This window comes from Corynebacterium gottingense, from assembly GCF_002285125.1.
Classification (GTDB): Bacteria; Actinomycetota; Actinomycetes; order Mycobacteriales; family Mycobacteriaceae; genus Corynebacterium; species Corynebacterium gottingense.
The window spans coordinates 1-13,115 of sequence record NZ_NSGN01000002.1 but is presented as its reverse complement, the minus strand read 5'-3'; the positions used below and the strand labels follow the sequence as shown (position 1 = coordinate 13,115).

General features: G+C 65.0%; 13 protein-coding genes. 12 read left to right on the top strand and 1 reads right to left on the bottom strand.

The annotated features are described in order from the left end of the window. Positions 1-42: 42 nt before the first annotated feature. The 12 genes from argJ to tyrS all read left to right on the top strand — a co-directional run bounded on the left by argJ (position 43) and on the right by tyrS (position 12,687). Positions 43-1,257, top strand: coding sequence for a bifunctional glutamate N-acetyltransferase/amino-acid acetyltransferase ArgJ (gene argJ / locus CKJ82_RS02220; protein WP_095536862.1), 1,215 nt, complete (start codon positions 43-45; stop codon positions 1,255-1,257). Between the two features lie 19 nt (positions 1,258-1,276). Further along, complete coding sequence (gene argB, locus CKJ82_RS02215; protein WP_095536861.1) at positions 1,277-2,257, top strand: acetylglutamate kinase; 981 nt, start codon at positions 1,277-1,279, stop codon at positions 2,255-2,257. Further along, positions 2,254-3,465 carry an acetylornithine transaminase gene (locus CKJ82_RS02210; RefSeq protein ID WP_095536860.1) on the top strand — a complete coding sequence of 404 codons (1,212 nt, stop codon included), beginning with the start codon at positions 2,254-2,256 and terminating at the stop codon, positions 3,463-3,465. Before argB ends, CKJ82_RS02210 begins: the two co-directional genes overlap by 4 nt. After that, positions 3,462-4,403, top strand: a complete 942-nt coding sequence (gene argF / locus CKJ82_RS02205) for an ornithine carbamoyltransferase (RefSeq protein WP_095536859.1) — start codon at positions 3,462-3,464, stop codon at positions 4,401-4,403. The genes CKJ82_RS02210 and argF overlap by 4 nt, the downstream gene beginning before the upstream one ends. Then, positions 4,400-4,897 carry an arginine repressor gene (locus CKJ82_RS02200; protein ID WP_095278849.1) on the top strand — a complete coding sequence of 166 codons (498 nt, stop codon included), beginning with the start codon at positions 4,400-4,402 and terminating at the stop codon, positions 4,895-4,897. Before argF ends, CKJ82_RS02200 begins: the two co-directional genes overlap by 4 nt. Before the next feature lie 109 nt (positions 4,898-5,006). Further along, entirely contained in the window at positions 5,007-6,227 is a 1,221-nt protein-coding gene (locus tag CKJ82_RS02195; protein ID WP_095278850.1) for an argininosuccinate synthase, read from the top strand. A gap of 2 nt (positions 6,228-6,229) precedes the next feature. Further along, the gene (gene argH, locus CKJ82_RS02190) at positions 6,230-7,666 is read left to right on the top strand and encodes an argininosuccinate lyase (protein ID WP_095536858.1); all 1,437 of its coding nucleotides are present in this window, start codon (positions 6,230-6,232) and stop codon (positions 7,664-7,666) included. 56 nt (positions 7,667-7,722) lie between these two features. Then, positions 7,723-8,889 (top strand): hypothetical protein, encoded by a 1,167-nt coding sequence (locus tag CKJ82_RS02185; RefSeq protein WP_095536857.1) that lies wholly within the window; start codon positions 7,723-7,725, stop codon positions 8,887-8,889. After that, on the top strand, positions 8,886-10,514 hold the full coding sequence (locus tag CKJ82_RS02180) for a VWA domain-containing protein (RefSeq protein ID WP_095536856.1): 1,629 nt from the start codon (positions 8,886-8,888) through the stop codon (positions 10,512-10,514). The genes CKJ82_RS02185 and CKJ82_RS02180 overlap by 4 nt, the downstream gene beginning before the upstream one ends. Then, positions 10,501-11,166: a hypothetical protein gene (locus CKJ82_RS02175; RefSeq protein WP_095536855.1), complete on the top strand. Its 666-nt coding sequence runs from the start codon at positions 10,501-10,503 to the stop codon at positions 11,164-11,166. Before CKJ82_RS02180 ends, CKJ82_RS02175 begins: the two co-directional genes overlap by 14 nt. Before the next feature lie 10 nt (positions 11,167-11,176). Continuing rightward, positions 11,177-11,353 (top strand): Trm112 family protein, encoded by a 177-nt coding sequence (locus CKJ82_RS02170; RefSeq protein ID WP_095537049.1) that lies wholly within the window; start codon positions 11,177-11,179, stop codon positions 11,351-11,353. A gap of 68 nt (positions 11,354-11,421) precedes the next feature. After that, positions 11,422-12,687, top strand: a complete 1,266-nt coding sequence (gene tyrS, locus CKJ82_RS02165; RefSeq protein ID WP_095536854.1) for a tyrosine--tRNA ligase — start codon at positions 11,422-11,424, stop codon at positions 12,685-12,687. Positions 12,688-12,697: 10 nt separating this feature from the next. On the opposite strand, the gene CKJ82_RS11910 is transcribed toward tyrS, so the two are convergent. Next, on the bottom strand, positions 12,698-13,115 hold a 418-nt coding region (locus tag CKJ82_RS11910; RefSeq protein ID WP_205691349.1), incomplete at its 5' end, for a hypothetical protein.

Genomic DNA, 13,115 nt, shown 5'->3' with positions numbered 1-13,115 from the left:
ACGCCACCCGCGCGGCGACCTTTACACAGAAAGCGAGACACCATGGAAACCCCACACCCATCACCGAGTACCCACAATGCCGCCGAAGCGCCCCGACTGAGTGTGACCGCCCCGCAGGGGTTCCGCGCCGCGGCGACTGCGGCGGGCATCAAGCCGTCGGGGAAGTCGGACATGGCACTCGTGGTCAACGACGGCCCGAATGACGCGGCGGCCGCGGTGTTTACGCGCAATCGCGTGAAGGCGTCGCCGGTCAAGCTGTCGCAGGCGGCGCTGGCAGACGGCGCGCTGCGCGCAGTGCTGTACAACTCCGGGAACGCAAACGCGTGCAACGGCGCGCAGGGCGACGCGGACGCGCGCGAGTCCCAGGCGCTCGCCGCAGCGGCGCTCGGTGTCGAGCCCTCGGAGGTGGCCGTGTGCTCGACCGGGCTGATTGGGGAGCTGCTGGACATGGGGAAGGTGCGTGGTGGCGTCGAAAAGCTGCTGCCCCTGCTCGGCGACGACGAGGCGCAGGGCGAAGCGGCGGCTGACGCGATTTTGACGACGGACCTTGTGCGGAAAGAGGCTGGCTACCGCGGCGAAGGCTGGACGGTCGGGGCGATGGGCAAGGGCGTGGGCATGATGGCGCCCTCGCTCGCCACGATGCTGGTGTGCATTACTACCGACGCCGCCGCGACACCCCAGGCGCTGGACGCCGCGCTGCGCAAGGCGACGAAGGTGACGTTTGACACCGTCGATATTGACGGCTCGACCTCCACCAACGACACGGTCATCGTGATGGCCAACGGCGCGAGCGGGGTTACCCCGAGCCAGGACGAGCTGGATCGCGCGATCCACGCGGTGTGCGATTCACTGGCGCGCCAGATGCAGGCCGACGCCGAAGGCGTGACCAAGCGCGTCAACATCACGGTGACCGGCACCGCGAGCGATGACGACGCACTCAACGCCGCCCGCACGCTGGGCCGCGACAGCCTGTTCAAGTGCGCCATGTTCGGCTCCGACCCGAACTGGGGCCGCACTCTCGCGGCGGTCGGCATGGCGGACGCAGCGATGGACCCCGAGAACATCGCCGTGTACTTCAACGGGCAGCCGGTGTGCGAGCGCTCTACCGGAACGCCCGGCGCGCGCGATGTCGACCTCTCCGGCGTGGACATCGACGTCCGCGTGGACCTGGGGACCGGGGGCCCGGGCACCGCGACGGTCCACACCACCGACCTGTCCCATGACTACGTGGAGATCAACTCCGCGTACAGCTCCTAGTTGGAAGGGCAACGAAGCAATGAGCGAACCAACTCCGGCGCAGCCGCTGAAACCCCTGAAGCATCTCAGCAGCGAGGACCGCGCACACGTCCTCGCGGAGGCCCTCCCGTGGCTGCAGCACTACCGCGACAAGATCGTCGTGGTCAAGTACGGCGGCAACGCCATGATTGATGAGCAGCTGAAGGCCGCGTTCGCCGCGGACATGGTGTTTCTGCGCACGGTTGGCGCTAAACCCGTTGTCGTGCACGGCGGCGGGCCGCAGATTTCGGCGATGCTCAAGCGGCTGGGCCTCGATGGGGGGGAGTTTGTTGGTGGCTTTCGCGTCACCACGCCGGAGATCCTCGACGTGGTTCGCATGGTCCTGTTCGGCCAAGTCGGCCGCGACCTGTTGGGCAAGATCAACTCGCACGGCCCATACGCGGTGGGGACCTCCGGCGAGGATGCCGGGCTGTTTACCGCGAAGCGCAGGCTTGTCGACGTGGACGGGCAACCCACTGACATCGGCCTGGTCGGCTCGATCACGGACGTGAACCCCTCTGCAGTGATGGACATCATTGAGGCCGGCCGGATCCCTGTCGTCTCCGGCATCGCGCCAGGTGAGAGCGGCGACGTGTACAACATCAACGCCGACGAGGCAGCCGGCGCGCTGGCCAAGGCGATCGGTGCGGAGCGCCTGGTTGTGCTCACCAACGTGGAGGGCCTCTACACCGACTGGCCGGACAAAGACTCGCTCCTGTCCAAGATCCAGGTCGGGGAGCTCGAGCGCATGATGCCAGACCTGGATTCCGGCATGATCCCCAAGATGGGGGCCTGCCTGACGGCGGTGAAAGGGGGAGTGCGCGCTGCCCACGTGATTGACGGCCGCATTGCCCACTCCGTGCTGCTGGAGCTGCTCACCGAGGGCGGTATCGGCACCATGGTGTTCCCGGACGCTTTTGACGTGAACAACTACCCGGAGGGCACGGCCACCACTGTGTTCAGGAAGGATGAAAACGCATGACCGAGCAGACGCACTCCGCGCAACCAGCGCTCGCGGCCTGGGGCGACACGCTCATGAACACCTACGGCACGCCGCCCGTGGAGCTCGCCCGCGGCGAGGGCGCACGGGTCTTTGGCCCGCAGGGAGCCGAGTTCATCGACATGTTGGCTGGCATCGCGGTCAACTCCTTGGGCCACGCCCACCCGGCGGTGATCGACGCTGTCACCGAACAGATTGGCAAGCTGGGCCACGTCTCCAACCTCTTCGCCTCCGAGCCGGTGGTGCAGGCCGCACAGAAGCTCAAGGCGCGGTGTGGCGACGATGCTGCGCGACTGTTCTTCTGCAACTCGGGCGGCGAGGCGAACGAGGCTGCGTTCAAGCTTGCTCGCTTGACTGGGCGCTCGCGCGTCCTCGCCGCGGTGAACGGTTTCCACGGCCGCACGATGGGTTCGCTCGCGCTTACCGGCCAGCCCGAGAAGCGCGCGCCGTTCGAGCCCCTGCCCTCCGGCGTGGAGTTCTACCCCTACGGCGACATCGACTACCTGCGCAAACTCGTGGCCGTAAACCCGGGTGACACCGCGGCGATCATCCTCGAGCCGGTCCAGGGCGAAACCGGCGTCATCCCCGCGCCCGAGCATTTCCTCACCCAGGTCCGCCAGCTGTGCGACGAGTCCGGGGCGCTCATGCTTATCGACGAAGTCCAGACCGGCATCGGACGCACCGGAGACTTCTTTGCGTTCCAGCACGAAGGCATCGTCCCGGACGTGGTGACCATGGCTAAGGGGCTCGGCGCCGGCCTGCCCATCGGCGCGGTCCTGGCGCGCGGGAAGGCCGCGGAGCTGTTCACCCCGGGCTCGCACGGCACGACCTTTGGCGGCAACCCCGTCGCCTGCGCTGCGGCGAACGTGGTGCTGGACACTGTTGATGACGCCTTCCTCGCGGAGGTGCGCCGCAAGGGGGAGAAGCTCGCTGCGTCGGTCGCGGCGTTGGACGGCGTGCAGGAGGTGCGCGGCCGCGGCCTTATGCTCGGGGTGGTGCTCGACCGGCCCGTGGCCAAGGACGTGGTGGCGAAGGGGCTGGAGCGGGGAGTGATTGTGAACGCTCCGTCGACAAGCGTGGTGCGACTCACGCCGCCCCTCATCATCACGGACAATGAGATTGATGCGGCCGTTGAGCGCATCGCGCTCGCGCTTGCCGACGCCACCGAGAACGAAAGGAACGACTCATGACCAGGCACTTTTTGGCTGATGACGATTTGACGCCGGACGAGCAGGCCGAGGTGCTCGCGCTCGCCGCTGAGATGAAGCGCGACCCGTACGCGAACCGCCCGCTCGAGGGGCCGAAGTCTGTGGCCGTGCTCTTTGACAAGACGTCCACACGGACCCGCTTCTCCTTCGACGTGGGCATCCACCAGATGGGCGGGAACGCGATTATCACGGACACATCCAACTCCCAGATGGGGAAGGGGGAGACGCTGCAGGACACGGCGGCGGTGCTGTCGCGGTTCGTTGACGCGATCGTGTGGCGCACCTACGCGCATGACAACTTCCACGCGATGGCCGAGACCGCGACGGTCCCGCTGGTCAACGCGCTGTCGGATGACCTGCACCCCTGCCAGATCCTCGCGGACCTGCAGACTATTCAGGAAAACTTCGGCCGCCTCAAGGGGCTGCGCGCCGCGTACCTGGGCGACGGCGACAACAATATGGCGAATTCCTACATGCTCGGGTTCGCCACCGCGGGGGTGGACATTGCCATCGTCGCGCCCGAGGGGTTCCAGCCTAAGGAGCAGTTTGTGCAGCGGGCACGCGAGCGCGCCGAACTGACCGGCGCGACGGTCACGGTGGGCACCGACCTGGCCGCGGTGGACGGCGTGGACGTGGTCATCACCGACACGTGGGTGTCCATGGGCATGGAGGACGACGGGTTGGATCGTCGGACCCCGTTTTTGCCCTACCAGGTCAACGCGGAGGTCATGGCACGCGCGTCGGAGGATGCCGTATTCTTGCACTGCTTACCTGCGTACCGCGGCAACGAGGTCACGGCGGAGGTGATCGACGGCGCGCAATCGCGCGTGTTCGACGAGGCGGAAAACCGGCTGCACGCCCAGAAGGCATTGCTGGCGTGGCTCATGGAACACCAAGACGAGGAGGAACACCAGGTATGACCCAACCCGTATCGCGCACGGCGCGACAGGCCCGCATCCTTGAGATCATCGGGAGCACACGGGTGTCTTCGCAGGCGCAACTCTCCGAATTCTTGCAGGCCGACGGCATCGACATCACCCAGGCGACGCTGTCGCGCGACCTGGATGAGCTCGGGGCGAAAAAGATCCGTCCCCTTGGGGGCGGCCGTGCGTATTACACGGTGACCTCTGACACGGGGTCGCTCTCCGTCGTACAGACCGGGCCGCGGGACAAGCTGCGCCGCATGATCGAGGAGCTTGTCGTCTCGGTGGACTACACCGGCAACACCACGGTCTTGCGCACGCCTCCCGGCGCCGCGCAGTACCTGGCCAGCTACATCGACCGCGTCGGCCTCGACGAAGTCGTGGGTTGCATCGCGGGCGACGACACGATCTTTGTCCTGGCTCGGGAGCCGCTCAGCGGCAAGGAACTGGGCGAAAAGATCTTCGGCCACGCGCACCCCGCCAACGAATAGCGTGTTCCGCAGCAGCGGGTCACAGGAAACGCACATCCCCGGGTAACCTCAGTAACCGGGTGTGTCACAACTTGAACAACCTCGAACATTATTGAAGGAGCTACTTCTCATGAGCAATCGCGTCGTACTCGCATACTCCGGCGGTCTGGACACCTCCGTCGCCATTTCCTACCTGGGCGAAATGCTTGATGCCGACGTCGTCGCAGTCGCCCTCGACCTGGGCCAGGGCGGCGAGGACATGGAGTCCGTCCGCCAGCGCGCCCTGGATTGCGGCGCCGTCGAGTCCATCGTCGTTGATGCGAAGGACGAGTTCGCTGAGGACTACTGCCTGCCCACCATCAAGGCGAACGGCATGTACCAGGGTGAGTACCCGCTGGTCTCCGCGATTTCGCGCCCGCTGATTGTCAAGCACCTGGTCAAGGCCGCCCAGGAGCACGGCGGCACCCACGTTGCCCACGGCTGCACCGGCAAGGGCAACGACCAGGTCCGCTTCGAGGTCGGCTTCCTCAACCAGGACCCCGACCTGGAGATCGTGGCCCCGGCTCGCGACTTCGCCTGGACGCGCGATAAGGCAATCGAGTACGCCGAGGGCAAGGACCTGCCGATCGAGCAGTCCGCCGCGTCACCGTTCTCCATCGACCAGAACGTGTGGGGCCGCGCCGTCGAGACCGGCTTCCTCGAGGACCTGTGGAACCCGCCGACAAAGGACCTCTACGCATACACCGAGGATCCGGCGATGGGCAACGCGCCGGACGAGATCATCATCTCCTTCGAGGGCGGCAAGCCCGTTGCCATCGACGGCCGTAAGGTCACCGTGCTCGAGGCCATCGAGGAGCTCAACCGTCGCGCCGGCGCGCAGGGCATCGGCCGCCTGGACATGGTCGAGGACCGCCTGGTGGGCATCAAGTCCCGCGAGGTCTACGAGGCACCGGGCGCGGTTGCGCTGATCACCGCGCACAAGGCGCTTGAAGACGTCACCGTTGAGCGTGAGCTTGCGCGCTACAAGCGCCTTATCGACGCCCGCTGGTCCGAGGAGGTCTACGACGGCCTCTGGTTCGGCCCGCTGAAGCGCTCGCTCGACGCCTTCATCGACTCCACCCAGGAGCACGTCACCGGCGACATCCGCATGGAGCTGCACGCGGGCAAGGCGACCGTCAACGGCCGCCGCTCCAACCACTCCCTCTACGACTTCAACCTGGCCACCTACGACACCGGCGATACCTTCGACCAGACCCTGGCCAAGGGCTTCGTGCGCCTGCACGGCCTGTCCTCCCAGATTGCCAACAAGCGCGACCGCGAGGCCGGCGCCCAGGAGAAGCAGGAAAAGTAGCCATGGAACAGCACAAGACCAACGAAGGCGCGCTGTGGGGCGGCCGCTTCTCCGGCGGCCCCTCGGAAGCGATGTTCGCGCTCTCCGTGTCCACCCACTTTGACTGGGTCCTCGCACCCTACGACGTGCTCGCGTCCAAGGCGCACGCGAAGGTGCTCAACAAGGCAGGGCTGCTTTCCGACGCTGACCTGCACACCATGCTCGACGGTCTCGACCAGCTCGGGCGCGACGTGGCGGCCGGCTCCTTCGTCCCGGCCCCGACGGACGAGGACGTCCACGGCGCCATGGAGCGCGGACTGATCGAGCGGGTCGGCCCCGAGGTGGGCGGACGGCTGCGCGCCGGCCGTTCCCGCAACGACCAGGTCGCCGCGATGTTCCGCATGTGGTGCCGTGACGCGCTGCGCGGCGTGGCCGTCGAGGTCAGCGCGCTCATCGATGCGCTCGTCGACCAGGCCGCCGCGCACCCGGACGCGATCATGCCGGGCAAGACCCACTTCCAGGCGGCGCAGCCGATCCTGCTTGCGCACTCGCTGCTGGCGCACGCGCAGCCGCTGCTGCGCGATCTCGAGCGGATCCAGGACGCGGACAAGCGTCTCGCTGTCTCGCCTTACGGCTCGGGCGCGCTGGCGGGCTCGTCGCTGCACCTGGACCCTGAAGCGATCGCGACCGAGCTCGGTTTCGACTCCGCATGCGACAACTCGCTGGACGGCACCGCCTCGCGCGACTTCGCGGCGGAGACCGCCTACGTGCTCACCCAGATTGCCGTGGACATTTCGCGGCTGTCCGAGGAGCTCATCGCGTGGTCGACCCCTGAGTTCGGCTACATCACGCTTGACGACGCCTGGTCCACCGGGTCCTCGATCATGCCGCAGAAGAAGAACCCGGACGTGCCGGAGCTGGCTCGCGGCAAGACGGGCCGTCTTCTGGGCAACCTGACCGGCCTGCTCGCCACGCTGAAAGCGATGCCGTTGGCGTACAACCGCGACCTGCAGGAGGACAAGGAGCCGGTGATCGATTCGGTCAACCAGCTGCGGGTGCTGCTGCCCGCGATGACCGGGCTCGTCTCCACGCTCGTTTTCCACGAGGACCGCATGCGCGAGCTCGCGCCCGCCGGCTTCACGCTGGCGACGGACCTCGCGGAGTGGATGGTGCGCCAGGGTGTGCCGTTCCGCGAAGCGCACGAGGCGTCGGGCGCGTGTGTGCGCATCGCCGAGGAGCGTGGTGTGGACCTCATCGATTTGACGGATGAGGAGCTGGTGGGCGTCGATAAGCGACTGACCCCCGAGGTCCGTGAAGTCCTCACGATCGACGGGGCCGTGGCATCCCGCGATACCCGCGGCGGTACCGCCAAGGTGCGCGTGGACGAGCAGCGGCAGCGCGTTTCCGAGGCGAACGCGGCATTCCGCGCGTGGGCGGAGGCGCCGGTGCGCGGCGCGTAACCTCGGCATTGGCGCAATGACCTGCGCCACAACCGCGCAGCCCTTATGCTGAGTGCATGAGCGACACCAACGGAGGGAAGCGGTCTTTCTCTGCAATAGTCTCGATCATCATCGCGGTTGTGCTCATTGTGATGATCGGGCTTGCGCTGAGCGACGCCCGCGGCGAGAACAACGCGATACGCTGGCTGAACTTCGGAGGCGGCGAAGGTGGTGGCGCCGGAACCACCACCGTAGAGGGCATCATCGGCTCGGAGAAGCGCGACTACTTCGAGGACCCGGAAGTGAAAAGCCGGCTCGCGGAGCTCGGCTACACCGTGAAGTTTTCCACCGCGGGCTCGCGCCAAATCGCGACGAACACTGACCTGGACAAGCAGGACTTTGTCTTCCCGTCGTCCGGACCGGCAGCCCAAAAGGTGAAGAGCCAGGGCGGCAGCTACTCGGTGGACTACCCGTTTTTTACCCCGATGGCCATCGCCACCTGGCAGCCGATCGTGGACCTGCTCGAGCTGGAGGGCGTGGTGCGCAACACGGGCGACGGCTACGCCTTTGACATGGGCGCGTACATCAAGCTCGCCGAAAGCGGGAAGCGGTGGCGCGACCTCGGCGACACTTTCCCGTCCCCGCGCCAGGTGCAGGTGAGCACGACGGACATTCGCACCTCAAACTCCGCTGCCATGTACCTCTCGCTGCTGACCTGGCAGTTTGAGCAGGAAAAACCGGGGATGAGCACCGAGGAACTGGTGGACAAAATTTCGCCGTTCTTCGTGGGGCAGGGGTACTCGGAATCGTCTTCTTCCGCGCCCTTCCGCGACTACCTGAGCCAGGGCATGGGCTCGACGCCGCTGGTCCTGGTCTACGAGGCCCAGTTCCTTGGCGAGCAGATGAAGGACAACTCGCGCGTTCGCGACGACATGGTCCTCCTGCGCCTCGAGCCGACCGTGGTGGCAAACCACGGCATCGTCGGCATCTCGGACAAGGGCAAGGAGCTCGGCCGCCTGCTGAGTACTGATCCGGAATTGCAGCGACTCGCTGCGAAGCACGGTTTTCGCCCGGCTGAGAGCGGCTCGCTCGCGGACGAGCTCCAAGCGCACGGACTGCCCGCGCCGTCCGACTACGTCAACAGTGTCGACCCACCGACCTTCGATCGCCTCGAGCAGCTTCTCGACGCCGTCGGGCAACGCTACAGCGGACAACCACCAGCCAATGAGGAGGCCACCCTATGAAGAAACTACTTGCCGTTCTTTCCGCGCTGTTCATGGTGACTGCCACCGCCGGCTGCATGAACCTCGGCGGTGAATCCGGTGGCCTGGGAGGATCGGGTGGGTCCGGTGGGAGTGGTGATGCATCGCTGCACATTCTCGCTGCGACCGAGCTGAAGGATCTTGAACCGTTGATCCAACAGGCGGCTGATGACCTGGGAATGGACATCAGCGTGAGCTACGACGGTGGCACCTTGGAGAACTCACAGGGCCTGAAGGACGGTGGGTACGACGGCACGTACGACGCCACTTGGTTTGCCACCAACCGCTACGCGGACCTGATCGGCGCCTCTGACGCGCTGGCGGACCAGTACCCGTTGGCCAATTCCCCGATCGCGCTAGGAGTTCGCAGCGATCTGGCGCAACAGAAGGGCTGGGTTGACAACCCGCCGACCTGGGACGACCTCGTTGCCGCCGCCGATGCCGGCGAGCTGTCCTTCGGAATGACCGACCCCACGGCGTCGAACTCCGGCTTTTCCACGGTGGTCTCTGCCGCGACGGCGCTGGCCGATACCGGGCTCGCGCTGACGGAGGAGGACATCAACCGGGTCGCCCCGCAGCTGCAAACGTTCTTCTCCTCCCAGACGGTTTCGTCTGGGTCCTCCGGCTGGCTCGCGGACACGTTCGCGCAGGATCCGACGAAGGCGGACGCGATCTTCAACTACGAGTCGACGCTCTTCCAGTTGAAGAAGGCAGGGCAGGACATCGAGGTGGTGGTCCCCGCCGACGGAACCATCACCGCGGACTACCCGCTCAGTGCGCTCAAGCACCCGCAGAATACGGGCTCGGGCGAGGCGGTCCGTGAGCTTGCGGATTGGTTCCAGGAACACCAGCAAGAGGTGGCGGATACGTACCGGCGCCCGGTGCAGGGCGTCGATACTCTGCCCGCTGAGCTCGCGCGGCACACGCCGATCGAGCTGCCGTTCCCGGCCACGGAGAACGTCACGGCGCAGCTGCTGGACAAGTACAACGGCGAGTTCCGCATGCCCGGCCAATCGACATTCCTGCTGGACACCTCCGGCTCGATGGAGGGCGAGCGCCTTGCGTCGCTGAAGCGGATCATGCACGAGCTCATCGGCGGCACTGCTGCCACGTCGACCGGTGATGTCTCCTTCCGCGACAGGGAAAGCGTCGAGCTCCTGCCGTTCAATGATGCACTGGAGGAAGGCGCCTCAAGTGTCATTGCTGATGCGGACCCCGCGTCCCGCGAAAACCTTGACGCCTTTGTGAACAACCTCGAGCCGGGCGGGTACACCGCGACCTACGCCGCGCTTGAGCAGGTGCTTACCCAGCAAGCTGCGGCGAAGGCGAAGAGCGAGTCGACGCAGGACCAGAACGAGAAGACCCGGACTCCCACGGTCGTGCTCCTGTCCGACGGGCAGGCGACCGCCGAACCGTTCTACGATCAGTTCGTTGCGGATTACGGGCAGCACCCCGAATGGTCTGGTATCCCGGTCTTTGTGATCCTGTACGGTGAAGCGAACCGGGGCGAGATGGAGCAGTTGGCTCAGCTCACCGGCGGTAAGGTATTCGACGCCCAGAACGGCGACTTGGCCGAGACGTTTAAGGAGATCCGTGGCTACCAGTAAATGGGACTATTTCGCCTCGCCGAAAAACCAGGTTGGCATGATCGCGGCCGCGGTCACCACCGGGGCGTTCGCCGTCTTCGGCCTGGTGGGGGCGCTCGGAGTGATTCCCTGGGCGGTCGCCGCCGGAGTCGCGTACGGGGCGGGTGCGTTGCTCACGCCGTCGAATAGCCAAAAGGCGCTCCCGGCGGCTGAGACGACTTCGACCGAGTCGATGATTGATGAGTCAATCAAGGAAAACCTGGCCAAACTGCACCGCGCGAACGTGCCACCGCCGGTGTACAACGAGGCGATGAAGCTGCAGTCGGTCACCCGCTTCGTGCTCTCGCAGTGGGAGAGCCTGACGCCGACTCCTGAGCACCAGCAGACCGTGTACAACGTGTCAAAGGTCTACCTCCCCGAGGTTGTCGACACCTACCTCAAGGCGCCCCAGTACCGCGGGCGCGAGGCGTCGATGCGCTGCATCGATTCGCTGCGTACGATGTACGACGCGGTTAACCGCGTCAAGCACGGCATCCTGGACAACAACCTCCGCGCCCTGGATTCGCAGGCTTCGTACCTCAAGGAGGCGCTGCAGGGGCCCGTTTCGCTTGACGACGCCGCCGTTGACCCTCCCTCCGATCCCGACACGTCGGGGACGAGCCCGTACAAGTAGGATGAACCCCATGAGTCTCGATCCGAAACTCCTTGACGTCCTGGCCTGCCCGAAGGACAAGGGCCCACTGACATACAGGGAAGACGAACAGCTGCTGGTCAACGAGCGCCTCAACATCGCGTATCGCATCGACGACGGGATCCCGGTGCTGCTTATCGACGAAGCCGAGCCCTATCCCGCAGCCTAAGACCTCACCCCAGCAGCTGAATTCAACTACCCGAGACAACTGCGCTTTTCCACGCGCGAAGGACACCGATGAGCACAAACATTGTTGAAGAACTCGAATGGCGCGGACTGATCAACCAGTCCACCGACCTGGACGCACTGCGCGCCGCGACGGAATCGCCGATCAGCTTGTACTGCGGCTTCGACCCGACTGGCCCGTCGCTGCATGCCGGCCACCTCGTGCCGTTGCTCATGCTGCGGCGCTTCCAGGAGGCTGGGCACCGACCGATCGTGCTGGCGGGCGGCGCCACAGGCATGATTGGTGATCCCCGCGACGTAGGGGAGCGGACCATGAACTCCTCCGACACAGTTGCGGATTGGGCTGGACGTATCAGCGGTCAGCTCAAGCGGTTCGTCTCCTTTGAGGGCGAGAACGGCGCGTTGTTGGTGAACAACAACGACTGGACGAAGGACATGTCGGTCATCGACTTCCTCCGCGACGTGGGCAAGCATTTCTCCCTGTCCACGATGCTTGGCCGCGACACGGTGAAGCGCCGCCTGGAAAACGACGGCATCTCGTACACCGAGTTTTCCTACATGCTGCTGCAGGCGAATGACTACGTGCAGCTTCGCCGCAACCACGACTGCGTGTTGCAGGTTGGTGGAGGTGACCAGTGGGGCAACCTTGTCGCTGGTGTGGACTTGAACCGTCGCATGGACGGCGAGCAGGTGCACGCGCTGACGGTGCCGCTGGTCACCGACTCCGAGGGCAAGAAGTTTGGCAAGTCCACTGGTGGCGGCTCGCTGTGGCTCGATCCCGAGATGACCAGCCCGTACAAGTGGTACCAATACTTTGTGAACACCGCTGATGCCGACGTGATCCGCTACCTGCGCTGGTTTACGTTCCTGGACCAGGAAGAACTCGATCGCCTTGCGGTTGAGGTGGAGGAGCGACCGTTCAAGCGTGAGGCTCAAAAGCGTCTTGCACAGGAGATGACGGACCTCATTCACGGCCGCGAAGCCCGCGAAGCTGTTGAGCTGGCTTCGCAGGCGCTGTTCGGGCGGGCGGAACTGACCGACCTGGACGAGAAGACGCTCGCTTCCGCGGTTTCGGAGACCCAGGTGTTCGAGTTCCGCGATGCGGAGACCACCATTGTTGACCTGCTCATTGGCGCAGGCCTTGCCGATTCGAAGGGCGCTGCCCGTCGCTCGATCAAGGAGGGTGGCATCTACGTGAACAACGAGCGGGTGGCATCCGAGGACTGGAAGCCCGGAAGTGACGACTTGCTGCACGGCGCGTGGCTGGTCCTCCGCCGCGGGAAGAAGAACTTCGCCGGTGCCAAGAAGGTGGGATAGCCCCTCACCGCTACCAACCGCCAACAGTTTTCGTGTAAGCGAGCTGTTGGCGGTTTTTGTTTGCCCAAAAACCTGTTGTGTGCTGGGGGTTTGCGTGTTTGTGTTGTTCGTGGTTAAGTGTTTCCTCGTTGCCGAGAGCGAGTGAGTCGCTCGGTGGGAACGGGATAATTTCACAGTGTTGCCGGCTTGGTTGCTTGAGTTTGGTTGAGGTTTTCCTCGATTTTGACTTTTGTTTACCTTGTGTGTAACGTTGTTTTCCGCTGCCGAGCACTGATTGGTTGTGTTTGACTGGTTGGTCTGGTGTGCGTGTGTTGTTTGAGAACTCGATAGTGTGCCAATGTACTTTTGTTTGTGGATTGGTTGCGTGCCTGTGTTGTGCTGGCTGCACGTTTTGTGTGGTTGGTGTGTGCCGGTGGCGCTGCTTGTGA